This is a genomic window from Streptomyces sp. NBC_00193 (genome assembly GCF_026342735.1).
GTDB classification, from domain to species: Bacteria; Actinomycetota; Actinomycetes; order Streptomycetales; family Streptomycetaceae; genus Streptomyces; species Streptomyces stoeckheimensis.
The window spans coordinates 2319678-2344078 of sequence record NZ_JAPEMM010000001.1 but is presented as its reverse complement, the minus strand read 5'-3'; the positions used below and the strand labels follow the sequence as shown (position 1 = coordinate 2344078).

Annotated in this window: 20 protein-coding genes, 1 tRNA gene and 1 pseudogene; 5 read left to right on the top strand and 17 right to left on the bottom strand. The window is 70.1% G+C overall.

The window, feature by feature from the left end; genetic code table 11:
- The first annotated feature begins 184 nt into the window (after window positions 1-184).
- From tmk to OG898_RS10140, 4 genes are all read left to right on the top strand, one after another.
- Window positions 185-3439 (top strand): dTMP kinase, encoded by a 3255-nt coding sequence (tmk, locus tag OG898_RS10155; RefSeq protein WP_266956287.1) that lies wholly within the window; start codon window positions 185-187, stop codon window positions 3437-3439.
- Window positions 3440-3577: 138 nt separating this feature from the next.
- The gene (locus OG898_RS10150) at window positions 3578-4789 is read left to right on the top strand and encodes a DNA polymerase III subunit delta' (RefSeq protein ID WP_250745412.1); all 1212 of its coding nucleotides are present in this window, start codon (window positions 3578-3580) and stop codon (window positions 4787-4789) included.
- A gap of 191 nt (window positions 4790-4980) precedes the next feature.
- A complete protein-coding gene (locus OG898_RS10145) occupies window positions 4981-6552 on the top strand; it encodes an alpha/beta fold hydrolase (protein WP_266956285.1) in 1572 nt (523 codons plus the stop codon).
- 117 nt (window positions 6553-6669) lie between these two features.
- Window positions 6670-6743, top strand: a tRNA-Thr gene (locus OG898_RS10140).
- 48 nt (window positions 6744-6791) lie between these two features.
- Here OG898_RS10140 and OG898_RS10135 read toward each other — a convergent pair.
- From OG898_RS10135 to OG898_RS10070, 14 genes and pseudogenes are all read right to left on the bottom strand, one after another.
- Window positions 6792-8177, bottom strand: a complete 1386-nt coding sequence (locus OG898_RS10135; protein ID WP_266956283.1) for a tyrosine-type recombinase/integrase — start codon at window positions 8175-8177, stop codon at window positions 6792-6794.
- A 69-nt stretch (window positions 8178-8246) separates the two neighbouring features.
- Entirely contained in the window at window positions 8247-8447 is a 201-nt protein-coding gene (locus OG898_RS10130; RefSeq protein ID WP_266956281.1) for a helix-turn-helix domain-containing protein, read from the bottom strand.
- A gap of 273 nt (window positions 8448-8720) precedes the next feature.
- Window positions 8721-9857 (bottom strand): annotated as a pseudogene (locus OG898_RS36235) (DUF3631 domain-containing protein); the annotation flags it as partial.
- Window positions 9854-10210 carry a hypothetical protein gene (locus tag OG898_RS10120; protein ID WP_266956279.1) on the bottom strand — a complete coding sequence of 119 codons (357 nt, stop codon included), beginning with the start codon at window positions 10208-10210 and terminating at the stop codon, window positions 9854-9856. The pseudogene OG898_RS36235 and the gene OG898_RS10120, both read right to left, overlap by 4 nt.
- Complete coding sequence (locus OG898_RS10115; protein WP_266956277.1) at window positions 10207-11109, bottom strand: bifunctional DNA primase/polymerase; 903 nt, start codon at window positions 11107-11109, stop codon at window positions 10207-10209. The genes OG898_RS10120 and OG898_RS10115 overlap by 4 nt, the downstream gene beginning before the upstream one ends.
- A gap of 82 nt (window positions 11110-11191) precedes the next feature.
- The gene (locus OG898_RS10110; RefSeq protein WP_266956275.1) at window positions 11192-11437 is read right to left on the bottom strand and encodes a hypothetical protein; all 246 of its coding nucleotides are present in this window, start codon (window positions 11435-11437) and stop codon (window positions 11192-11194) included.
- 9 nt (window positions 11438-11446) lie between these two features.
- Window positions 11447-11875: a hypothetical protein gene (locus OG898_RS10105; protein ID WP_266960175.1), complete on the bottom strand. Its 429-nt coding sequence runs from the start codon at window positions 11873-11875 to the stop codon at window positions 11447-11449.
- 264 nt (window positions 11876-12139) lie between these two features.
- Window positions 12140-14239 carry a hypothetical protein gene (locus OG898_RS10100; RefSeq protein ID WP_266956273.1) on the bottom strand — a complete coding sequence of 700 codons (2100 nt, stop codon included), beginning with the start codon at window positions 14237-14239 and terminating at the stop codon, window positions 12140-12142.
- A gap of 1 nt (window position 14240) precedes the next feature.
- Window positions 14241-15395 (bottom strand): hypothetical protein, encoded by a 1155-nt coding sequence (locus OG898_RS10095; protein WP_266956271.1) that lies wholly within the window; start codon window positions 15393-15395, stop codon window positions 14241-14243.
- A 524-nt stretch (window positions 15396-15919) separates the two neighbouring features.
- Window positions 15920-16135, bottom strand: coding sequence for a hypothetical protein (locus OG898_RS10090; RefSeq protein ID WP_266956269.1), 216 nt, complete (start codon window positions 16133-16135; stop codon window positions 15920-15922).
- A 14-nt stretch (window positions 16136-16149) separates the two neighbouring features.
- Window positions 16150-16485, bottom strand: a complete 336-nt coding sequence (locus tag OG898_RS10085) for an RRQRL motif-containing zinc-binding protein (protein ID WP_266956267.1) — start codon at window positions 16483-16485, stop codon at window positions 16150-16152.
- Complete coding sequence (locus OG898_RS10080) at window positions 16485-17477, bottom strand: DUF2637 domain-containing protein (protein WP_266956265.1); 993 nt, start codon at window positions 17475-17477, stop codon at window positions 16485-16487. The genes OG898_RS10085 and OG898_RS10080 overlap by 1 nt, the downstream gene beginning before the upstream one ends.
- Window positions 17474-17809: a hypothetical protein gene (locus OG898_RS10075; protein WP_266956263.1), complete on the bottom strand. Its 336-nt coding sequence runs from the start codon at window positions 17807-17809 to the stop codon at window positions 17474-17476. The genes OG898_RS10080 and OG898_RS10075 overlap by 4 nt, the downstream gene beginning before the upstream one ends.
- A complete protein-coding gene (locus OG898_RS10070; RefSeq protein WP_266956261.1) occupies window positions 17806-18075 on the bottom strand; it encodes a DUF6284 family protein in 270 nt (89 codons plus the stop codon). The genes OG898_RS10075 and OG898_RS10070 overlap by 4 nt, the downstream gene beginning before the upstream one ends.
- 684 nt (window positions 18076-18759) lie before the next feature.
- Here OG898_RS10070 and OG898_RS10065 point away from each other — a divergent pair.
- Window positions 18760-19188, top strand: a complete 429-nt coding sequence (locus OG898_RS10065) for a winged helix-turn-helix domain-containing protein (protein ID WP_266956259.1) — start codon at window positions 18760-18762, stop codon at window positions 19186-19188.
- Here OG898_RS10065 and OG898_RS10060 read toward each other — a convergent pair.
- The 3 genes from OG898_RS10060 to OG898_RS10050 form a co-directional block, all read right to left on the bottom strand.
- On the bottom strand, window positions 19185-20117 hold the full coding sequence (locus tag OG898_RS10060) for an NAD-dependent epimerase/dehydratase family protein (RefSeq protein WP_266960173.1): 933 nt from the start codon (window positions 20115-20117) through the stop codon (window positions 19185-19187). The genes OG898_RS10065 and OG898_RS10060 overlap by 4 nt on opposite strands.
- A 23-nt stretch (window positions 20118-20140) precedes the next feature.
- Window positions 20141-21763, bottom strand: coding sequence for a helix-turn-helix domain-containing protein (locus OG898_RS10055; protein ID WP_266960171.1), 1623 nt, complete (start codon window positions 21761-21763; stop codon window positions 20141-20143).
- A gap of 61 nt (window positions 21764-21824) precedes the next feature.
- Window positions 21825-23231 (bottom strand): HEPN domain-containing protein, encoded by a 1407-nt coding sequence (locus OG898_RS10050; RefSeq protein ID WP_266956257.1) that lies wholly within the window; start codon window positions 23229-23231, stop codon window positions 21825-21827.
- Window positions 23232-24401: the final 1170 nt, after the last annotated feature.

Sequence of the window (24401 nt, the reverse complement as noted above, 5' to 3'; positions counted from 1 at the left end):
ACCGGGGTCCGGGGCGGAGCCTCGGGGAACGGTGGAAGGGCGGGTAGGGGACGGCCCCGCGCAGCGGCGACACGGGCCCGGGGCCGCGCCCCGGAAGGCGGGTCCGGACGGTGGGTCCGGGGTCACACTCCGACCTTGTCCACAGCCCTCCGCACCCGCCCAGCGCAGCGGATAGGCTGGGCGGATGACGCGAGCCGAGCAGCCAACGGTCGTGACCGCCACCGCCGACACCGCCCCCACCTACGACGAAGCCCTCGCCGCGGACTCCCGCGAGCGTGCGGTGCGCGCCCTGCTGCGCACCCCCGGGCTGCGCCGTCTGTGGAGCGCGCAGTTGGTGAGCGGCATCGGCGATGCCCTCGCCCTGCTGGTCCTGGTGCTGCTGGTCTTCCAGGCGGCCGTGGACCAGGAGCCCTTCGGCGGTGGTTACACCGGCTGGGCCCTCGCCGTGGCCGCCGTGTTCGGCGTCCGCGTGGTGTCCACCGTCCTCTTCGGCGCGGTCCTCCTCGGGCCCCTGGCCAAGCTGACCGCCCCCGGCGGCAAGCTGGACCGCCGCTGGACGATGATCGGCGCCGACGGGCTCCGGCTCGGCCTCTTCGTCGTCGCCCCGCTGTGGCTCGACTGGATCGGCCCGCACGCGCTGACCGCGCTGCTCGCCACCGTCTTCGTCTCCGGCGCTGCCGAGCGGATGTGGGGGCTGGCCAAGGACAGCGCCGCGCCCGGCCTGCTGCCTTCGCCGCCGCCGGAGGGGGCGACCGTACGGCCGCTGCCCGACCACCTCGACGCACTGCGCCGGCTGAACCTGCGCACCGCCTTCGCCGCCCTGCCGGTCGCCGCGGCCGCACTGCTCGCCTCGACGCTGATCGGCAAGGCCCTCGGCCTCGGCATCGGCTGGTTCGCCGAGAACCAGGCCGCCCTCGGCTCGTACGTGGCCTCCGGTCTCTTCGCGGCCTCCGTGTCGCTGCTGCTCCCGCTGGTGCTGCCCGCGACGAAGACCCCGCGTCCGCGCTCCCCGCTGGAGGGCCTGCGCGCCCCCAAGGCGGGGGACCGGCCGGAGAAGGGGCGGACCGGGTCCATCCCGCTGTTCGTCCTCGTCTGCGCCGCCGTCGCCGGAGCCGTCGCCTCGGCCGCCGCCGTGGCCGTCCTGCACACCACCGACCTGGGGGGCGGAGCTGCCGCGTTCTCGCTGTTCGTACTGGCCCTGCTCGGCGGCACCGCCCTCGGCATCCGTGCCACCCAGGCCGGCAAGGTGCTCCCCTCCCTGTCCCGGCGCCGCCTGCTGGCGCTGGCCGTCGGGGTGGCCGGGCTGGCGCTGCTGCTGACCGGGCTGGTGCCGGACACCTCGACGGTGGTGTTCCTCTCGCTGCTCGCCGGCACCGCCGCGGGCGTCGCCGCGAACACCGGGCACACGCTGCTCGACCAGGAGACCGAGGAGTTCCGCCGGGCCCGGGTCACCGAGCACCTGCAGGCCGTCGTCCGGGTCGCCGTGGCCGTCGGAGCCGTGGCCGCACCGCTGCTGGCCGCCCTGATCGGACCGCACCGGCTGGCCGCCGGCGAGGTCGTCTTCGCCCACGGCGGCGCGGCCTTCACGCTGATGCTGGTCGGCGCCCTGCTGCTGCCGGTCGCCGTCATCGTCCTGGCCAAGGCCGACGACCGCAGCGGCGTACCGCTGCGCCGCGACCTGCGCGAGGCGCTGCGCGGCGGGGAGCCGGTCCAGGCCGCCTCCGACGCCGGGTTCTTCATCGCCCTGGAGGGCGGCGACGGCGCCGGTAAGTCCACCCAGGTGCAGGCCATGGCCGACTGGATACGGGCGAAGGGCCACGAGGTCGTCGTCACGCGCGAGCCCGGGGCCACCCCGGTCGGCAAGCGGCTGCGTTCGATCCTGCTCGACGTGTCCTCCGCCGGCCTGTCGAACCGCGCCGAGGCCCTGCTGTACGCGGCCGACCGCGCCGAGCACGTGGACACCGTCGTCCGGCCCGCCCTGGAGCGCGGCGCGGTGGTCATCACCGACCGCTACGTCGACTCCTCGGTGGCCTACCAGGGCGCCGGCCGGGACCTGTCCCCGACCGAGATCGCCCGCATCTCGCGCTGGGCCACGGACGGGCTCGTACCGAATCTGACCGTGCTGCTCGACGTGTCGCCGGAGACGGCCCGGGAGCGGTTCACGGAGGCGCCGGACCGGTTGGAGTCGGAGCCGGCGGAGTTCCACCAGCGGGTGCGGGCCGGGTTCCTGACCCTGGCCGCGGCCGACCCCGGTCGCTACCTGGTGGTCGACGCGGGCCAGGACCCGGAGTCGGTGAGCACCGTCGTGCGCCACCGGCTGGACCGGATGCTCCCGCTGTCGGAGGCCGAGGTGGCCGCGCAGGCGGAGGCCCGCCGGCTCGCCATCGAGGAGGCCAAGCGCAAGGCCGAGGAAGAGGCCGCGCGCAAGGCGGAGGAAGCCCGGCTGCGCGCCGAGGAAGAGGCCCGCAAGGCCCGCGAGGCCGAGGAGGCCCGGATCGCGGCCGAGGCCGAGGCCGCCCGCAAGGCGGAGGAAGCCCGGCTGCGCGCCGAGGAGGAGGCCCGCCAGAGGGCCGAGGCTGAGCGGCTGCGCCTGGAGGCCGAGGAGAAGGCCCGCGCGGTGGAGCAGGAGCGGCTGCGCAAGCAGGCGGAGGAGGAGGCCCGGCTGCACGCCGAGGCCGAGGAGCGCCGGCTGGAGAAGCAGCGGCGGGCCGAGGAGGCCCTGCTGAAGGCCGAGGAGGCGCGGCGGCTGGCCGAGGCCTCGGCGGCGGAGGCGGCGGCGAAGTCCGCTGCCGCCGCGGCTGCGGCCGCCTCGGTGGCGGCTGCTTCGGCGTCCGTGCCGGCGGTTGCGCCCGCTGCCCCGGCGGCTCCCGCGGCGGCCCCTCCTGCTGCCGCAGGGTCTGCTCCCAAGGCCGACCTGCGCAAGGAAACGCACCACGACGAGGCCGTCACGATCGAGACTCCGTTCGTCAAGCGGGTCGTGCAGCCGGACGACGTCACCCAGACGGTCCCGGTGCCGAAGGCCGATCCGGCGGCGGGTCCGGCGGACGAGACGGCCGTGCTGCCGCCCGTCCGCGCGACGGGTCCGGCCGACGAGACGGCGGTCCTGCCGCCCGTACGCCCCACGGGCACGGGAGAGGCTGCGCCGACGCGGCCGGCAGCGCCCAGGGCCTCGTACTCCGCGTCGCGGCCGACGGCCCAGCGCCCCGAGGAGAACCCGGCCGACCGGGTCCCGCCGGGCATCTTCCGCGACTCGGGCAACGACGCGACCCGTGAGCTGCCGCTGCTCACCGACGTCACCGAGGACGGCCGGCCGCGCCGGCCCCGCTCGGACTGGGCGGAGGAGACTCCGCTGGACGATCTGCCGACGCTGGCGGACGAGCTGCTGGGACCGCGCCGGGACGACGAGGACGACCAGGGCCGGGGGCCGCGCCGCCGCTGACCGCGGCGGTGACGGGGAGCGGCGGCGTCGACGGCTGCGGTCGTCGTGGGGACCGGCTGACCGGGATTGTCAGTGGGAGCCGCCACACTGGGTGAGCAGACGGCACGGACGGTACGCGAGGGAAAGGCGGTGGGCGGGATGCCCGTATGGGACGACCTGGTGGGACAGGAGCGGGTCCAGACCCAGCTGGCCGCCGCCGCAGTAGACGCCGACGCCCTCGTCACCGCCATCGAGTCGGGGAACCCGCCGCCGCCCGGCTCCAAGATGACGCACGCCTGGCTGTTCACCGGCCCTCCCGGCTCGGGGCGGGCCACCGCCGCCCGCGCCTTCGCGGCCGCGCTCCAGTGCACCAGCCCGGACCGCGCCCTCGGCGGCGAGCCGGGCTGCGGGTTCTGCGACGGCTGCCACACCACCGTGATCGGTACGCACGCCGATGTGGAGATCGTCCGCACCGATCAGCTGTCCATCGGCGTGAAGGACACCCGGTCGCTGGTGCGCCGGGCGCAGTTGTCCCCGGCTGTCGGACGGTGGCAGGTCATCGTCCTGGAGGACGCCGACCGGCTGACGGAAGGCGCCGGAAACGTGCTGCTCAAGGGCGTGGAGGAACCTGCTCCGCGGACCGTGTGGCTGCTGTGTGCGCCCTCGCTGGAGGACGTGCTGCCCACCATCCGCTCCCGCTGCCGGCACCTTTCGCTGCGCACCCCGCCGGTGTCCGCCGTCGCCGAGGTGCTCGTGCGGCGCGACGGCATCGAACCGGCCGTGGCGCAGGCGGCCGCCCGCGCGACCCAGGGGCACATCGACCGGGCCCGCCGGCTCGCCACCGACGAGGCGGCCCGCACGCGGCGCGCCACCGTCCTGCGGATGCCGATGCGCGTGGCCGACGTCGGCGACTGCCTGAAGGCGGCGCAGGAGCTGGTGGACGCCGCCGCGGAGGACGCCAAGCAGGTCGCGGAAGAGGTCGACACCAAGGAGACCGAGGAGCTGCGGGCCGCGCTCGGCGCCGGAGCGGGTACGGGCGGACGCATGCCGCGCGGTACGGCGGGCGTGATGAAGGAGCTGGAGGACCGGCAGAAGCGCCGGCGCACGCGTACGCAGCGCGACAGCCTCGACCTGGCCCTGACCGACCTCACCGGCTTCTACCGGGACGTGCTGGCCCTCCAGCTCGGCTCTGCGCTGGCCATCGCGAACGAGGAGATACGGCAGGACCTGGACCGGATCGCCCGGGAGTCGGGCCCGGAGCGCACCCTGCGGCGGATCGAGGCGATCATCGCGTGCCGGCAGGCGCTGGACCGCAACGTCGCCCCGCTGCTCGCCGTCGAGGCGATGACGATGTCGCTGCGCGCGGGCTGACGCGCGCTGCCTCTGCTCCTGCCTCTGCTCCTGCGACTCCGGTTGACGGCCTCACCCGTTCGAGGGGTCCGCGGGGCGGGCCGGAGACGCCCCCGGTCCGTGCGGGGCGGCGCCCCGCGCCCGGGCGGGCGCCCGCCGCCCGGCGCGGGCACGACCGCCCCGGGTACGCCCGCAGGCCGTAGGCTCCGGGAATGGACACCAGTCGCCTGCTGCGCACCACCGGGACCGTGATCGCCGCTGCGGGGCTACTGCTCTCCGGGTGCACCTCGGGCGGTTCGGGAACACCCCGTGCCGCCGCGTCGTCCGGCGGGGCCTCCGAGGCGACGTCGGCGGAGCCGACCGCCGTTCCGGCCGCGCTGCGCCCGTACTACGACCAGAAGCTGACCTGGCGCGAGTGCGGTGTGCCCGGCTTCGAGTGCTCGACCATGAAGGTTCCGCTGGACTACGCGAACCCCGGGGCCGGGGACATCGACATCGCGGTGTCCCGCCGCAAGGCCACGGACCCCTCCAAGCGGCTCGGCTCGCTCGTGGTGAACCCGGGAGGCCCGGGCGGATCCGGCATCGGCTACCTCCAGGCGTACGCGGGCATCGGCTACCCGGCCCCGGTGCGTGCCGCGTACGACATGGTCTCCTTCGACCCGCGCGGCGTGGACCGCAGCAGCCCCGTGGAATGCCTGAACGGTCCGGCCATGGACAAGTACACCCAGGTGGACCAGACGCCGGACACGCCGGCGGAGCAGGCCCTGCTGGTGGCCGCCTTCAAGGAGTTCGCGGCCGCCTGCCAGACGCACTCGCAGCGGGTCCTGCCGCACGTCTCCACGGTCGACGCCGCCCGCGACATGGACGTCCTGCGCGCGGTGCTGGGCGACGAGAAGCTGAACTACGTCGGAGCCTCGTACGGCACCTTCCTCGGGGCGACGTACGCCGACCTCTTCCCGGGCCGGGCCGGCCGGCTGGTGCTGGACGGGGCGATGGACCCCTCCCGGCCCGCGGCCGACCTGAACCGGGACCAGACGGAGGGCTTCGAAACCGCCTTCCGGGCCTTCGCGGCGGACTGCGCGAAGCAGACCGACTGCCCGCTCGGCAAGGGCAGCCCGGAGCAGATCGCGGAGCGCCTGAAGGAGTTCTTCCGCAAGGTCGACGCCCAGCCGGTCCCCACGACCGACCGGTCGCGCAGCGCGCTCGGCGAGTCGCTGGCGACGACCGGGGTGATCGCCGCCCTGTACGACGAGAACGCCTGGCCGCAGCTGCGCGAGGCGCTCGGGGCCGCGATCAACGAAGACGACGGCAGCGGGCTGCTGACGCTCGCCGACAGCTACTACGAGCGCGAGCAGGACGGCAAGTACGCCAACCTCATGTCGGCGAACGCCGCCGTCAACTGCCTCGACCAGCCCCCGGCCTTCGCCGGGCCCGAGGCGGTCGAGAAGGCGCTGCCCTCCTTCGAGAAGGCCTCCCCGGTCTTCGGTGCGGGCCTGGCCTGGGCCTCGCTGAACTGCGCGTACTGGCCGGCGAAGGCCACCGGCACGGCCCAGGCACTGCACGCGAAGGGCGCCCCGCCGATCGTGGTGGTCGGCACCACCCGGGACCCGGCGACCCCGTACAAGTGGGCCCAGGCCCTGGCGGGCCAGCTCGACTCGGGCGTCCTGCTGACCTACGACGGCGACGGCCACACCGCGTACGGCCGGGGCAGCGACTGCATCGACTCGGCGATCAACCGCTACCTCCTGGAAGGCACCGCTCCGCAGGACGGAAAGAAGTGCTGACCCCGGCCGACGGCGCCGTCGAAGGACCCTGTTCGAGGCACCCCGTTTAACCCTGTAGACTTTGGGCCGCTGCTGATGAGAGCCTCCCACCAGGGAAATTCTTGTCTTCCCAGCGGTGCCGCCTTAGCTCAGCTGGCCAGAGCAACGCACTCGTAATGCGTAGGTCTCGGGTTCGAATCCCGAAGGCGGCTCTGTAGAACCCCCAGGACTCACTCGCCGTGACCTGGGGGTTTTGCTTTTTACCGGATCTTGCGCCGCCGCCGTGCACGGGCCGCCCGGGTGCTGTCGGTCTCAGTTCTGGTCTCAGACACCGGATCGGGGCCAGGCATGAATGCCTCACCCATCCGGCGCATTGCCTCCCGCGAGAGCTCGGAGCGGCCCTTCACGTACCGCCTCGTCTGGCTGATCTGCGTGTGCCGAAGGATCTCCATGATGGTGGGCATGTCGATGCCCAACTCGTTGAGGATCGTCCCCGCCGTGTGACGGCTCCCGTCGTGCTGGCGCCGGTCGCTGATCCCCGCCTCCTCCAGCAGCTCCTTGAACTCCTCCCAGTCGGCCCGCGGATCGAGCGGCCGGCCGTCGGCCCGGGTGAACACGGCGCCGCACTCCTCCCACAGCTCCCCGGCGGCTTGCCGCTGCTCGTCCTGCTTCGCCCTGTGCTCCAGGAGGTAGGGCAGGAAGGGCGGCGGGATCGGCACGGGCTGCTGGCTCTTCTTCGTCTTCGGCCGGGTGAACGCTAGCCCGCCGCCCTTCCGCTCAGGGCAGGTGCTGGCGTGCCGGCGGCAGGTCTTCGTGCACGGCTGCGGACAGCCACGCTTGTAGGCCTTGTGGGTGGAGCACTCGGCGGGGCAGGGATCGAACCGATGTAGCCGGGCGCCGCAGGCGTGCGCGTTCTTGCAGCCGTGCCTCCAGGTGAGGCGCTGGAGCTGCCAGGCGGGGTGGAACAACCCTTGCTCCAGGTCGACGTACTGCCAGCGCAGGCCCAGGGCTTCGCCCTGCCGGAAGCCCATGCCGACACCGATGGCCCACCGCATGAACGTGGGCCGCTTCGCGGCGGCCGCGAGGAACGCCTTCGACTCGTCCCGCGAGAACGGGTTCGCCTCGGTCTCGTCGACGGACGGCGGGTCGACGAGCGTGGCGACGTTCTCGCTGATGAGCCTCCGACGGTGGGCAATCTTGAGAGCGCGGGACAGGATCCGGTGCACCTTGACCACGTGCGACGGTGCGTGCCCCTCCTCCATCATGGCCGCGTACATCACCTCCAGGTGCTCCGGCGCGAGCTTGTCGAGGCGGTGCTTACCGACGCTGGGGATGATGTCGTTGCGGGTCTTCGACCAGTAGTCGTCCAGAGAGCGCGGCTTGAGCTTCAGGCTCGCGATCGTGGACAGGTACGTGTCCATCCACTCCGCGACGGTCGGCTTCCGCCCGGCCTTCGTGGCCCGACCCTCGTCGCGCAGCTTCTCCAGCTCGCGGACCTTCTTGCTGACCTCGGTTTCGGTCCTGGCGCGGCGGTGTCGGCGGTCGGGGCCGCCGTCCGACTTCACGCCCATCGTGACGCGGCCGTGCCACCACCCGTCGCTGCCCAGGTAGATGGACGACTCCATGTTCGGCTTACGGGGACTCATGTGCTCCTGCTCTTCCATGCGGAAGGCGGCCCCGGAGGGTCCCGGGGCCGCCTGCTTGCTGCGCTGAGATCAGACGGACTGCGGCTGGAGTTGGGCGGCGAACGCGTCGATGTCGGTCCGGCGGATGCGGCGGGCCCGGCCGACCTTGACGAACGGCAACTCTCCGGCGGCCATCAGCTCGTAGACGGTGGAGCGGCCGAGCGACAGCAACTCGGCTGCTGCCTCCACCTTGCAGAGGACCGGGGCGACGGACATGGCTGCGGTACTCATCGGAGTGCCTCCACGGCGATCGGATGTCGGGGCTCTGCCCCGCTCGTAGATATCCGCTACTGCCGCTACCGCCGCTACCGCCCTGGTCAGGGGCCTGTTTGAGGTAGCGGATTGGGTAGCGGTAGCGGATAGATACGCGACCGGCCCGGCCTTGAGGGCCGGGCCGGTAGCGGGTGTTGCTGTTGGGGTAGCGGATAGATCCGGGCTAGCCGCTACCTCCGCGTGGGCTCTGACCTGCGAGGTAGCGGAGGTAGCGGCAGTAGCGGATTCTCAGGGGGTGGGGGGAGGGCAGTACCTCGCCCACGCGTCCGCGAGGTCGGCCGCGTAGTAGCCCTTGAGGACCGCGCCGCCGCTCTTGATGTTGCGGGGCTCGATCGGCTTGTTGTCCCCGGTCATGTACTCGCGGAGCACTTTCGCGAGGCTCCGGGACGTCAGCGGCTTGCCTCCCATGTCCGCCCAGGGCGCCTCTTCCAGCGCGTACAGGCGGTCCAGCACGGCGATGGTGGGCAGGCGCTCGATCCCGTTCAGGACGTGGTCACGGAGATCGGTCAGCAGGCGGATGCCGATGCTGCCCTTGTCGTCCTGCTTAGAGGCGGCCACGATCTGCGCGCACGCGGCACGGGCGCGGGCCGGCCAGTCACCCCCGGCCGCATCCGCAACCGCGATAAGCGGCTCCCACACATCGGCAGGACGGTCGGTGACCTCGTCGGGCATCTCCGGGAACACGCCATCAACCAGGTGCCGGACACTGTCCGCCCAGACGGCGAGGCGGTCGCGAAGCGCGTGGCCTTCGGGGGCGTGCAGGCGGCGGCGGAAGGACTGGACGTACTCGTTGCGGGCCCGGCGGCGCATGCGGATGATGACCGACCGGGTCAGGACTGTGTCCGGCAGCGAGCCGAGCCCGGCCATGGCCACCACGCAGAAGCTCGGGAACTCCTGCACCGTCTGGTTGGTGCCGTCCCCGACGCACCGCCACATGCCGGCGCCCCGGTGGTGCCCCGCGTTCAGGAACCCGCGCAACGGCTCGTTGTCTCCGGCCTTCGGGCCGAAGATCGTGTCTACCTCGTCGAAGAGGATCGTGGGCCGGGTCTCCAGCGTGGAGACGGCCCGGAAGAGGACTGGTGCGGACGCGTTCGCGGCAACCAGCGGCTGAGGAACCAGCGTTTCCACGATCTCCAGCGCACGGGACTTCCCCGACCCAGGTTCCGGGGAGAGGAACGCGAGCCGCGGGGTGGAGTCGAAGCAGTCCAGCAGATGCGCGTGCGCGTCCCACAGCGTGACAGCGACGTACGCGGCTTCAGTCGGGAAGACGTTGAAGCGCCGGTGGAAGGCCTCCACCTCGTCCAGCAGCAGCGCACCGTCCGTGGTGGCCACCGTGGGCGCGGGGGCGATGGTGGTCTCGGCGGTCATGCGGCCTTCCTCCTGGTGTTAGCGACGCGGCCCAACGGGCACACGTCGCGGTGGTCGGTGTGGAGCTGGATGAGGGCGAGCACGTTGCGCTGTCCGACCGCGCTTCGGTCGTGTCCGCATTCGCACTTCGAGGTGGCGGTGGGCACGGCGCCGCGCGGGGCGCAGATGTGCAGGACGGCGACGACGTACCGGCCGTCCGCCGGGTGCGGGTCAGGACGAAGAGATGAAGGGACGCCTTCGGCGACGACCTTCGGCGCACCACTGCCGTCGGCGGCCGGGGCCGGTTCGGCGGAGCTGGGGCCGGTGGGGGTCTGGGTGAGGCTCTTCAGGGAGGAGCGGGGACGGTGGCTCATGCCGTCTGCCGCATCGCGTTGCGGGCGATCGACCAGTTCAGACCGGAGCGGATCGTGGTGCGGCACTCGGCAGACGGCATGCCGGCCGACTCTCCCGCCCACTGAAGAGCCTCCTCAACCACGTCCCGGGAGAGGTCGCCCGCGGCGATGAACCGCCCCAGAGCTCGCGCGGCCCGAAGCAGGGTCCCGTTGCGCTCCCCGGCCGGTGCCGACTCGACCGACGCGGTCTCGGCGTTCAGCGCGGCGGCCGCGTACTTGCCGGTCCGTTGGGTGGCGGGGCGGCCGGTGAGCTGGCGCAGGGCCTGCCTGGGGGCCAGCAGCCCGTACAGCCACGCGGGGAACGGCGCCGGGGGCACGGGGTCGGTGACCTCGTACGCTCCGGCCGTTGTGGTGCTGCCGGGGGCGACGACGTAGCCGCCCCAGGCCCGGGTGTCGATGTGCCTGCCGAGACGGCCCGCCGTGTTCCCCAACCGGATCCCGTCCGGGGCGGTGAAGTACAGGTGGGACCCTCCGGTGGGTGTCCGCACCGAAAGGGTGGTGGGGACGGCCTGCCCGGCGCGCTCGCAGAGCGCCCTGAAGGTGTCCGCGCCGTAAGGCGCGTCCGAACTGCCCTTGTCCTTCGGGACGTCGAGGTCCACGACGACAAGGTGGGAGGGGCCGGTGGCGATGCCTACGTTGAACGGGAGACGGTCCCACGCGCGCCGGATGCGGTCCGGGTCGCTGGTGGCGCGGTCCTCCCACTTGCGGTGGCCTCCGGCGCAGTCCCCCAGGGTGGGGCAGTGTTCTTCGCCGTGGAGGGCGGGCCGCTTCTGTCCGGGGCGGAGCGGGAACACGCTCCAGCCGAGGGCGGCGGCATCGAGCGCGGCGGTCAGCAGCGCGGATGCGGGTTGATGGGTCATCCTGGATGTCTCCAGTTCTGATGGGTTCTGGATGAGGGCGGCCCCGGTCATTGGCGTGAGTGGGGGCCGCCCTCCTTGCATGTCAGAAAGGCGGCTCGTCGCTGTAGCCGCCGGAGCGGCGGTGCGGGAGCGGGAGGAGGACCCATCGGCGGGTCTCGTCCCAGCAGGTGCAGGGCTCCCAGTCGGTGCCGGCGTACTCGCCGTTGTGGTCGCCGTAGTCGTGGTTGTGGCCGCCCTCCCCGCGACAGAGGGGGCACGCAGGCTGGGGAGTATCAGTCAGGACCAGCGCCGGGCGAGGCCAAGTGGTTCGGCGGATGCGGGGTCGCACGTGCTCTCCTCAGCGGTTGTTGATGGTTCCGGTGGCACGGCCGAACAGCCCGGACGCGCTGATGTTCTGCGTGACGTGCTGCACGGGCGCCGCCCCCCGGTTGCCCGCCCCGCGTCCCACGCGGAGGAGCATCGGGGCGATGACGCCGGCGGCGATGAGGGCGATGGCGGCCCAGAGGGCTTCGGTCATGGCGATCAGTCCCGGGGCGGCGTAGGAGATCCCGAACCCGGCCGCGGCGATCCCGCCGCCGACGGTCGGGGCGAGGAGCGCGGTGGTTTTGGCCCACGCCGGAATCGGCTGCACCGCGACCGGTTCCGGGGCGGTGGGCTGGGTGTAGGCGAGGGTCCGGTAGCCGTTGGGCAGGGTGACCATCTCGACTCCCGGGGGGAGTTCGGTGGGCTGCATGACGGGCTGCTGGATGGCGGTGGGGTAGACGATGGGGTCGCCGTAGCGGGTGGCGGGGGTGGTGCTCGTGTGGGTGTGTCCATGCACGGTTGGGCTCCCTGGTGAGCACCGGAGCACACCTAAACGTCTAGGTGTGGTCTGGTGGCGGCTTGTCTTGTCGCTTGTCGTCTGGCTTGTCGCGTGCCCTTGTCTTGTCGCTTGTCTTGTCGCTTGTCGCCTCCCAGGTCAGACACCGTTTCCAAGCCCCTGAGGGGGCCGGGGAGGGTGTTCTGTTGGGGGTGGTGACAAGCGACAAGGTCAGTCCTCGTCGGGGATGTTGTGGGCGTGGGTGTGGTGGACGTACCGGGTCTTGGTGCCGGTCCCGATCCGGATGGCCTGGCCTTCGTCGGTCCAGGTCTTGAGCCATCCCGCGACGGTCTGGCGGGTGGTTCCGTACCGGTCGAGCTGCCGGGCGATCGCGGACGCCCCGGTCCCTTCCGGCCCGGCCGCGATGAGGACGGTCAGGGCTGCCTGCCGGGCCGCGTTGTCCTCCTCGCGGTGCGCGGACAGGTTCAACCCCGGCCGCCGGGGCGCCTCCTCCTCCTGCTCCGGGGCGGGGGCGAATTCGACGGACATGAGTCGCTGGAACTCGGCGTCCACCCCGTCCGTGGCGGTCGGTCCCGGAGCCTGCTCGCGGTGCGCGGACAGGTTCAGACCCCCGCCAGTCCGGCCCGCAGGCGTGGTCCCGGGCAGGCTGCTGTCGAGGTTCGGGGCGGTGTGCTCGTGCTCGTTGATCCACGCGGTGCGGGCGTGGTCCCAGCGGCGGGCGTAGTCCGGGCCGGCCGCCTTCGCGGAGACAGCGTCGAGGCGGGGGTGGCGGTCGGAGGTGGCGTGGACGATGTCGCGGATCTGGGTGGGCAGGATCCGCCAGGTCCCGAACAGGCCGGCGGGGGATTCGGGGGTGCCCATGAAGCCGGTGCCCTTGTCGGGGGCCTGCTCGATCCGCAGGCCGTTGGCTCCGGGGAACAGCTTCGACAGGTCCATGCCCTCCGTCGCCCCGCCCGTCAGGGCTACCCGCGTCTTGGCTTCCCGGCGGATCATGACGTTGCCGAGGACGGCGCCTGTGGCGCCGAGGGCGGTCAGGACGGTGCGGATGCCCATGGCGCGGAGCATCCGGATCACTTCGAGGATCTTCTTCGCGAGCTTCCGGGTCTCGGGGTCGGTGCTGGTGAGGATCTCCGCGCCCTCGTCGATGACGAGCATGATCTGCGGAATCTCGTGGCTGACCGGGAGGAGGTCGGTGTTGGCTTTGGCCATGAGGTCTTGGTAGGCGCGCTTGCGGTACAGGCCGATCCGCAGTGCGGCATCGAGCATGAGGAGCGCCTCGTCGTGCGAGGCGGCGAGCCAGTCGATGCCGGGCCGCACCGTCTGGCCGTTCCCGCTGCCGTCCATGGCGGGGCGGATCCAGGGCAGGCCGGCCGATCCGGCGTTGAGGTCGATGACCCAGGTCAGGATGTCGGTGGCGCGGGCGAACCCGGCCAGGATGACGTGCACCATGTTCGTCTTGCCGGATCCGGTCGGCCCGACGACGAGGGCGCACTGCTCGCGGAGGTAGGTGAGGATCTCCTCCGCGTTGGTCCGGTAGCCCCACGGCATGCCGGTGTGGATCGACAAGGCGGTGTAGTCGGACGGGTAGGCGACCTCAGCAGCCAGCACGTTGGTCGTGGTGACGTCGATGAGGACGCGGCCCTGGTCGATGCCGGGCGAGGCGGCGGCAGTGCAGCCGTGCGGGAGGCGGGCATCGGCGGACAGGCGGGCGTTCTCCCGGGCGATGCGGTCGTAGGTGGTGCCGCCGGGCGGGAGTTCGGCGTCGATCGTGAAGCCGGTGTTCGTCGGCCACATCTCCACCGCCACGATCCGCAAGGTGATCCCGCAGACCCGCTGCACCCGGTCCACCCACTCCGCCGCGATCCCCCGCCGCTCGGCAGACAGCTCACGGGCCACCTGCCGCTCAGCAAGGGCGATGGCTTCGAGCTCGCGGGCTTCCTCGTAGAAGCCGACCGAGCGGGCCGCGGCGCCCATCGCGACGCCGATGGTGGCCAGCGATCCGAGGGCGGTCCAGGTGAGCGGGCCGGTGGCCAGCGCCCACGTCGTCCAGCCGGAGCCGAGCAGCCAGGAGGCGGCGCGGGCGCTGATGGTGCGGGCGGCGAGCTTCTGCCGCAGCCCCGACGCGGTGTGACCGATCGCCCCGACGGCGCCGACAGCCAACGCCCAAGAAGGGGGCATGTGAGCCAGGGTCCCGACCGTGGCGACCGCGTACGCACCGGTGGTCGCGGAGAGGGCGCCAGTGATGGGGCCGTGGCCGGCGGCCCAGTCCAACGCCAGCCCGTTGTGCTCGATGGTGTGGGTGTTCGTCATGTCAGACGTTCCAGCCCTTCTCAGCCTCGGGCCCGTTGCGCGGGTCTTCGTGGCGGGCGATGTCGGCCTCGTGGGCCTCCCGGAACGCGGGTCCAAGGTCTTCGGCCACGGCGACGGCGGAGTTGATCGCGCCGTAGATGTCGGCGAAGCCGTCCGCGACGACCTTCTCCAGCGGGAACTCGGTGTCGGAGCGCTCCGCGAGGATCTGCATGACCGCCGCGATCGAGGTCAGCGCCTCGGGCAGGCCCTCGATCATCGCGAGGATCTCCATGGCGCTTTCGGGCTCGTACTGCTGGGCTGCCTGCTCCATTTCGGCGGCCAGCTCTTCGAACCTGAACCCGGATGCGTTGCTCACAGCTACTCCTTGGCTGGCGGGAGGTGCGGGAACGTTCTTGGTGGGACGGGTGGCGCGGTCACCGAGGCGGTCGCCCTCGGTGTCCTGGTCGCGCTCTGTCTCGGCCTGCTCTTCAGCGGCCTTCTCGTCGGCTTCGAGCTGGGCGCGGATCTCCGCGTCCCGCTCCTCGCGTTCGGCGCGGGCCCGGTCGACGAGGTACTGGTAGAGGCGCCGGCCGGGGAACATCAGCCAGCCCCAGCGCAGCTTGCGACCGATCGGGGTGGTGACCATCCCGAGCACGCCGAGCATCGCGCCGAGCATGGCGGAGGCGGCCCGGCGGGCCTGGAAGCGTGCGGCGGAGCGGCGCAGTGCCCGGCGTGCGGCCTTCTGCGCGGGGGCCTTCAGCGCGGCGACCCGCTTGCGGTGCGCCGCTTCCTGCACACCGGTCCGGCCGTTGGCGACCGCCCGGCGGGAGTTGCGGTCCCGTATCGAGCGGGCGGCGCCGACGGCCTTGTCGCGGACGGCAGCGGCCTTGCCCATGGTCTTGGCGAGCGTGTGGGCTGCCGGACCACGGGCCTTCGCGCTGGCGGAGGCGGCGCGGTCGGCGGCTTTCGCGGCTCGCCGGGTGTCCGCGACCTGCCTGCGGGCCTGCACCGCAGCCGTGCGGGCGGCGGATCGGGTCGGGGTCTGCGTCTTGGCCTGAGCGCGCAGGGCCTGGACCTGCCCGGCTCGGCCACTGGCCAGACGACCAACGGCCTGGCCAGCACGCTGCCGTGCCGTACCGGCCTTCCCGAAGGAGGCGCCGGACCGGCCACCGGCCACACCGCCTGCACGGTGCCGGGCCTGCCCGCCAGCGGTACGGCGGGATCCGGATCCGCCACCGGTACGAGGGCTCGTGCGGGGCTGAGAGGGGATACGACCCAAGACACCACGCCCGCCACTACCGCCGACACGAGAGCTGGTTGAGGTGGGCTTTGCCGCGGGCTTCTTCTTGCAGTTCTTGCTGCGGTGGTGGGTGGCGGCAGTACCGAGGACAGCGGCGCCGGTCATGGCGATAGCGGCGGCGATAGGGCCGCCGGCCAGGGCGGCGGTTGCCAGGAGTCCGGCGACCGTGTTCGTCCCGGTCAGGGACAACGGCCCCACGGGGAAGCCGCCAGGGGTGTGCTCCACCTCCTTACCCGTGGCGGCCGCGGCGTTCTCGGACGGGGGCGGCGTGGGGGTGGTGTTTTCGGGTGGAGCCTGCGGTTCGGTGACGGTGTCGGTCATGCTGAACGTGCTCCTTCAGGGGAGAAGAGGGCCCGGCCGACGCTGTAGGAGGTTGGCGGTCGGGCCCTCGCTGAGGTGGTTCAGAGATGGTTGGACTCCAGGGAGAAGAAGACGACGGTCGCGTTCTCCAGCGACGGGTACCGCCGGACCGCGTCCTCGCGGAGCTGCTGGTGGACGTCGTGGCGGGTGGTGCCGGGGTCCGGGGTGAAGGTGCCGGAGAGGGTGCAGATGTTCCCGTGCTGGTTCTGGAGCGTCAGCACGTACATGTGCGAGCCCTGCGGAGCGGGCGAGAGCATGGTGAACCTCCCGGTCAGGCAGCGAGTTGGGGGGAATCCGCGCAGGCATTGCACATACCGCGCGAGGTGGGGATCACGTACGGGAGGCGCTCCCGGCAGACCGGACACTGGCGGCGGGCATCGTTCGCCTTCTCCAGCGCGGCCCATCGGTTCTCGGTCATGGGCCGGACCGGCTTAGCCAGGTCCACGCGGTACAGGTAGGCGACCAACGGCCCGCGCCGGCGGCGAGGACGCTCCACCTGCGCGACGACGTCCTGGCCACCGGGCCGAAGCCCCACCGCACGCAGTTGGCGGCGCGTTGCCAGCCCCTCGGGGGCAAGCCGCCATCGATAGATGGGAAGGGCGCCCATCAGCCGAGGGCCGCGGCGGTGTTGGCGTCGCGGAGTTCCTGGTAGCGGGTGGAGGCCCAGCCGACCGACCAGCCGGACAGCTCGGCGGCCACCCTCACCGGCACCCCGGCCGCGAACGCGGCGGCCACGGTGGCGCGCGCCTGCTCCTCCGGAAGCTTCTCCGATGGCGGCCCGGCCGCGAGGAGGGCGGCGCGTTCACGCTCGATCCGCTCCTGTTCACGGAGCTGTTCACGGCGTTCACGCTCGGCCTGCTGCTGGGCCTCCAGCTCGCGCTTCTGCGCGGCCTGGCGGTTCAGGCGTTCAAGCTCGACGGCGGCCTGTTCACGCTCGTGTTCACGGCGTTCACGGGCCTCCCTCTCCGCCCGCTCCGCCGCCTCCGCCCGGTCCCGTTCCTCGCGCCGGATACGGTCTTGCCGGTCGGCTTCCGCACGGGCCAAAAGCGCCTCGTGTTCACGCTGTTCACGGGCGATGGCCGCTTCGTGGTCGCGCTGTTCACGCGCTGCCCGGAGCCGGTTCTCCTCCCGCTCCGTGACCTTTCGGTCCCGGGCGTCCTCCTCGGCTTGCTTGCGGGCTTCCATGGCCAGGACGGCCGCGGTCAGGGCCCGCCGGTAGGCGAGTCCGGCTTCGGCGGTGACGATCAGGAGGAGCGGTGCCACGGAGTGCACGGCGACCCCGACGAGGTCCCCGGCCAGGGCCGATACCCCGATGTTCAAGGCGAGCGTCATGGTGCCGGTCATCCACCGCAGTGCCACCGGCCAGGCCCCGCCATGCCCGCCGAGCCGGGCCAGGACGGAGTCGAGGCGGACCACGATCACCACGGCGGCGTCGACGACGAGCGGCAGGATCGGGGCCGTCCATCGCCATTCGGCGGGGGTGTGGGCGGCCATGAGCGGGGTGACGGTGAGGACGGAGTAGAGCATTGCCCCGCCGACGATCAGCCATGTCCCGGCCGACAGGGCGCGCTCGGATGAACGGATCTGAACACGGTTCACGAAGCGACCTCCGCCCGTGAACGCTCCACCTCGGAGTCCAGAACCTTGGCGAAGCCGACCAGCCTCAACCAGGCCCCGGCGTAAGCAGTCTCGACCTTCAGGACGCGAGTACGACCATGAGCGTGAACGTGCGAACTCACGGTCTCGGGGGCGATCCCGAGCGCCTCACGCCAGGCCTCGAACCCCGCGAAGTCGTCGTGGAAGGACAGCTCCAGCAGCTCGGGGAAGACCGCGGACAGGGAGACGGCCGGGGCCGGCAGGTGCGGGAACTCGGAGGCGAACAGACGAAGGGCCTGCATCGGCGCGTTCAGCGAGGCGAGCGTGGCGGTCATGCGGCACCGCCCGGCATGCTCGCCGCGGCGGCCTGGTTGGTCAGCGTCCGCCGTACGGCCAGCGCCTTGCGGCGGGCCCGGCGGATGCGCCGCTCGTCCAGTTCGGACGGCGTGCGGTCCAGTACGGCGATCTCCGCGTCCAGCAGGTCGACCTCCGCCAGGATCAGCGGCATCTCCCACTCGATCGCGTCCAGCTCCGCCTCCGACGGCTCCAGACCGTCGGACCACGGGGTAACGAGGTTCTGAAGTGCAGCGATGGACTTCATGGGTCTTGCTCCTTCTGTGGAGGAACGGGCCCGAACAGCGGCCCCGGTGTTCCAGCACCGGGGCCGCACGTCGTTGAGGTAGCTGCTCGAATCCACGAACAGCCACGGCCACCGACGCCCGGCATGTGAGGTCGGGCGTCGGTGACGGTGGTCGTTGGTGAGGGTCGGACTGGGCTTCGCACGGCGCCGCTCGATCCGGGCGGTCCGAGTTCCCGGAGGTTGTGGCAGCCAAAGGTCTGGCCGTGCGGATCTTTAGAGCCGATGGCGTGTCCCCCTACGGGGTGTGGGGCCCGGTTGTGACGCGGGCCCGTTCTCGGTCGGCTGGTCTCCACTCGCCTCGGCCGGTGCGGTCGCGGCCGTCTTGATGCGGTGGATCACGCTGTTGAGTTGTCGGCTGTGCATTGGTGCAGCTCAGAGCAGCCCAAAGAAGGCCCCTCATGAGTCGCTTGTTCGCTGCTGAGCCGCTGTTTCCGCGGCCTTCTTGCTTGCGACAAGCCTCTCCGCGCAGAGCTCCGGAATCGAATGACGGCTTGTCATATGAGGCTTGCCGCGTACTCGCTGGCCTCTGAACGACATGGTGCACCTAGTGCACCATGTTGGCAAGCGGCTCGGCCTAGATCGGCGGAATGGATACGGGAAGACTGGTGTACTAGGTACAACACCTGCGAGTGGAGGAGTACCCCGATGACCGAGTTTCGAGGGCAGCCGGCATACCTTCAGCTGGCTGATGACCTGCGGGAACGCATCCGGAGTGGCAAGCTGCCCGACGGCGCCGCGCTGCCCTCAGCGCAGGATCTGATCAACAGCTCGGGCGCATCAAGCACCGTGGTGAAGAACGCCGTGTCTCTGCTGCGAGCGGAGGGGTACGTCGTCGGTCACCAGGGCAAGGGGGTCTTCGCCCAGTTCCCGCCCCGGCTCTCTGACCACTCGCGCGGCGCCGCAGACTGGGCCCTGCCGCTTCTGCAGGCAGGCACAGAGGTTGAAGCAGCCCTGCGCGAGGCGCTGAGCAAGGATGGAACCGTCCCGGCGAACAGCGAAGCGGCCCTTGAGCGCTGGCGTGCGGCGTTCGCCAGCCTGCCGGAGAGCGTCAAGGACCGCTTGGCGAAGTCTTAGTGACTGCCGGCGGACACGACCGACCACGCGTCGCCGACCAGCTGGTCAAGGCTGGACCGCTCCGGCTTCCATCCGAGATCAGTGGTGATCCTGGAGATGTCGGCCACTAGACGCGGCGGCTCGGGCTGCGGGGGGCGGTGCACTACGGGCACCTCCCGTCCGGATACCCGTTCAACCGTGGCCACGATCTCCCGCATGCTCGCCGCGGTGGCACCTACGTTGTAGACCCGGTACGGGACAGAAGCGTCGGCCTCAAGAGCCAACACGTAGGCGCGCGCCAAGTCGTCCACGTGCACGAAGTCCCGGACTGCGTCGCCTTCGCCGTTCATCTCAAGGTGCGGGTAGCGGCCGGCCGCCACGGCCACCGCCTTCGGAATGATGCGGCTCTCATCCGTGTCCCCTACCCCGCTGACGGCGCCCGAGATGTTGAAGCACCGCAGGCTCACGGCCTTGATGCCGCCGGCCTCCGCTCGGGCCCGAAGCGCGTCATCTGCGGCCAGCTTCGACGTCCCGTAGGGATTGCTCGGAGCGGGCACGGTGTCTTCGCCGATGGGCTGCTGCTCCGGCGCCCCGTAGACCGCCGCCGTAGAGCCAAGGATGACCGTGGGGGCCTCCGAGCCCGCAGAGGCGGTAGCCAGCGCATCGAGCAGTGTCACTGTGCCGCCGGCGTTGACGGCCTGGTACTCCTCCGGCCGCTCGAAGGATTCGCGGACTCGAGTCAGAGCCGCGAGGTGGCACACACCCTGGACACCATCAAGCGCTGCCCTGAGGGCTTTCACATCGCGGATATCGCCGTGGAAGACCTGGGACACCGGCAGCTCCGGCACGGGGGCATCAGCCGGCCTATGCGTAAGCGCCACGACGTCGTGGCCTGCCTCGGCGAGCCGTCGTACAACCGCGTTGCCCACGAATCCGTAGGCGCCGGTCACAAGTACGCGCACTGATCTGCCTCTCAGCCCAGAATGAGCCCGCGATGCTGCCACGCCAGGTCGAGGCACGCGGCGGCGGCGGATGCCAGGGGTTCATTGTCCAGTAGGCGACGGATGTTGGTCTCGGTGAACTCAATCCCGGCGCCGCTGTCGCCGCCCCGGCCTGCCACGACGGTGCCTTCGGAGTTCCGGGACACCATGCCGGAGAAGACGGAGTCGTAGACGTCGGCGTCGATGACCACCACGCTGAGGATCTCGCCAGCCAGCGTGAGCGGGTCCAGACCGATCCCGAAGCAGTACGGGCGCACCCTGCCTTCGCGGCGAGCCTGGTTGAGAGTGCGGAACGGCTCGGTGGCGTCGTAGTCGATCGGCTCGCCGCTGCTGCCGTCGGCTTCCGGGTCTCCGAGGAACTCCTCGGCGTACTCCCGAAGCACGTTGCGCCAGAGGTTGAAGTCATTCGACTGGTCCCAGGGCATTACCGATGAGGGCTGGAACACCCCGGCCGGCATGACGTGGTAGTTCCCACCGGCCAGCGCCACGTTGCTCGCAGACCGGTGATGGAGGGGGAACGACGCTCCGTCGGGACCGAGCCGAATGGTCAAGGTGTCGATGGACGGCAGCAGTGGCCGGTGGGCCAGGTCGAACGGGTCTCCGACCAGGCCCCGGAAAGGAAGTTCCGCCCAACTCGGATCACTGATCCACGCTGGGTCGCTTCCCGTCTTCAGCCATGCGCTCGCCAGCTCATGTGCCACCCCTTCGCAGACGTCGGCCATGTCGAAGTAGGTCGTGTAGCCGAACGACAGCTTGGGGCGGCCTTCCGATCGGGCGACATCGAGCAGGCGGAAACTCGGTCGGTTCACGAACAGGGACGGGCGGTCGATCATCCTGATTGCCTGGGTGTAGCGATCGAACTTGGCGCCGTGGGGTGCGAGAGGCCGGACGCCCTCAGACTCCTTCTCCCTCCCGCTGATTTCCGGCGGACTGGTCTGCGTCAGCCAGGCCAGCTCGATGTCTGCGAAGTCGACCGGCTCGGGCCACATCCACGACTCGCGGGTGAGTACCGGGCTGTTCCCTGCGCGGGAGACCTCCGGGTACAGCCGGGCGGCAGCCTTCGTAAGGTCTGCCCGGTGACGATTGAGCTCGCGACGCGTCATACGCCAGCGGCGCTGATCGTCCACAGCGGCGAGTGGACTCCCGCCGGCCGGATCACCTGCGGGGACTGCGACTATGACCGCAGCCTCGGCCGCCGGGAGCAAACCGAGCTCATCCTCAGGCAGCGACAACGCGCCAGCTAGTCGGCGGAGTTCGTCCATATCCCGAATGGTCCGCTTGCCGCGTTCGAGTAAGGACACGTACGACTGGTCGTAGCCGAGCAAGTCCGCGAGATCCTGTTGTTTGAGCCTGTGGAGCGCTCGATACGCCTTAAGCACATCGGCCAGGTTTGAGCCGTCCGGAGGGGCAGCCCGTTCTGTCTCGCTGGAGAGCCAGTGCGGTGACTCGGCTGACGACACGACGCGTTCGGGGCCGACTGAGGCTCCCGGGCCGACGGTGCGACGGCATGGGCTGCAATGTGTGTCGGTGTTACCGCGGCTCAGCTTGGTGCTACAGCGAGCGCATAGAGAAGGTGAAGTCGGAGCGGCGTTCATGAGATCCACGGTCCGTTTCCTCGTCTGTTTCATTCTCTGGTTCTCGCCCCGTATAGCGGGCCTAACCTGTTGATGGAGGCAGCAAGTCAAAGCACTCCGAGATTATCTGCCTGCGTTGCCATGTTGCCGGATGTTGCGTCTTGAGTTGTTTGATTTGGTCAGGAGTGAACCCCAAGTGATAAAGGAACGTACACTCCAGGAGGTGCAGTAGTATTTCGGATGCGCATTGCACTGAGCGTGTGTCATGCGAGAAATCCTCGGATGATTCCAGCCCGTGACTCACCACATGCCGCAGTTTGGCAACTCGATCAGCCCATACGGGCTGATCGATCAACTCTCCCATCGCTTCGGGTGTGAAGCTTGCGAGCCGGGCAATTCGCTGCGCAAGAGAGGTTTCCCGGGGGCGTAGGCCGGATATAAGTTTCGCTCGATCCCTGCTCTTTAGTTCCGTTTTGCTTAGTTCCTCCTTAACTCTGGAGATCAGCTCGGGATCAGGAACGTACGGCCCGTCCGGGTGGAGGATTCTGTCGAGTGCCTCCACGGCGGAAGCTGCTGTTGCGAACCGAGCCACCGGCCAGACGAATCGGCTGTCGAGGAGGAGTGCCCATTGCTCGGTGGTGTACGTCCAGGCGGTGGATAGGTCGAAAATCCTGTGAGCCTGAGCTTCCCAATCGAACTCCTCGAACGGGAACAGAATTTCCTGCCGGTGTCCGGTCGTATTTCTTTCAGGCGCTCTAAGGCGCGCCGTGACCCAGTGCGGTTCCGGAGGTGTTTCTCCGTCTATTTCCCAAGTGGAGTCCGTGAAGCGCAGGCTCTCGATGCCGCACCGGTTTCCTGTGACCATGGTCATGAGCATTTGTAGCCCACGTAGTTGGTTGTCGAAAAAATCCTTCAAGGAGATTGGCTCTTCGAATAGGAAGTGAAATCCCGTCTTCCCTTTGATCGATGCTTCTGTGTTGCTGTAGCGCCAGAGGGAGAAGTCCTTGATTGTGATGCATCCATTTTGGGCCCAGGCGACCCGTTCGGTAAATGATGGCATATTGATTCTACTTAGCGAGCCATCTGGATGGAATTCCTGCGTGAGTCTGGGTTCTGCGATCCAGTCGTCTTGGCCTTGGATGCGAACCTTTGCTTCCGTTAGTCGTAGTTCGTCCTGGGAAAGTAGCAAGCCTTCCAGTGCCAATTGTGGATGCATCTCTATGTCTGCTTGGTTGCCCCCACCGAGGCGCCATTTGTTCACCCTGGCGTTGACGAGTGTTACCGATTTGCCAAAGACGTTGCCATGGATTACCGGGTGTCTTGCCGGTGTGTTGGAAAAGAAGTCGGATTCGCCGCCGATGGGTCGATGTAGGCGAACCAATGCATTTCCAGATTCAAGCACGCTGTATGTGCCCGGAGTGGTTGCTTCAGGCCCATCTTCTGGAACCCACCAGTCGGATATGACGTCTGACGACTTGTCCTGTGCCATGGTTCCCCCTGAAGGTGCGCGTTGCCATCGTTGGGGGACCAGGGTAGGGCGAGATCCTGTGGCTGTGCGGATATTTCAGGAGGCGGCGGTCGATGCCTCTACCCCACCTTGCAGGCTGCCTGTCATCCCTACACGTGATGCCGCCCTGGGGCCGTGAGGCGATGGCAAGGCGGCCGCGCCAGAGCTCCATCAGGAGGTTCTGGCTAGCGTGGGTGTCAACGCTCTGAGGCATGGGTTTGTTGGAGACGGCTGTCTCAATTGTGGGCTCAGTAGCGGGTCGATCCGTGACTGCGTGCCCGCGTCCGCCTGCGTGTGGCTAGCGCGCTGAGCAGCGGCTGAGAGTGGGATGCGAACACCTCCGGACGGCTGTGGAACAAGATCGGACAACTCGTAATGCGTAGGTCTCGGGTTCGAATCCCGAAGGCGGCTCTGTAGAACCCCCAGGACTCACTCGCCGTGACCTGGGGGTTTTGCTATTTCCGGGGTACGCCGGTGCATGCTGCGGCCGGGGTCCGGACCCAGTGCGTGAGCGGTGCGGCTGTCAGCCCTTGCTCGCGGCCCTCCCGGCATCCACACCCCTCTTGGCTGGGGATGCGGGCCTTGCCCTCCTCGCCCCTGGTACTCGATGGCCATCGACTTGGGTGTGGCCTCGGCGACACTCCTGCCGACGTCTCGGGGAGCGCTCTGGTGGATGCGGCGCGTGATCCGGATGTCGCAGTGCCCGAGGGTGTCGACATCACCTGTACGTCGAGGTCGGCAGCGAGCATGAGCGTGGCCGCTCCGTGGCGGAGATCGTGGCGTCCGCCGATTGCTTCCGGATCTTGGGACGCGGCCTCGGTGTGCACCTAAGCTGTGCCTGCTGCATGCGAAGCGGCTTGGTTTTGCTGGGTGTTCAGACTCGTTGCGGACGAAGGTCTCCGAACCACGATTCGGGAGGTACCCGTTCCCCGACCCTCCTGGATACCGTTGTGGGGATACTGAAGCTCCCGTCGTTCCCCTTCCAGCTCGGGGCCGCACCAGCTACTGGATCCCCGAACACAACTGGCAGAAGCACGAACGGCTCGTACGCGCCCATGTCCACGGTCGAGCCCGACCGGAGTGGGAACACGCCAATGAGGGGTGGGCTGTTGCCACACGTCACTTCATCGCACTGGCCGGCACGCTCGTTAA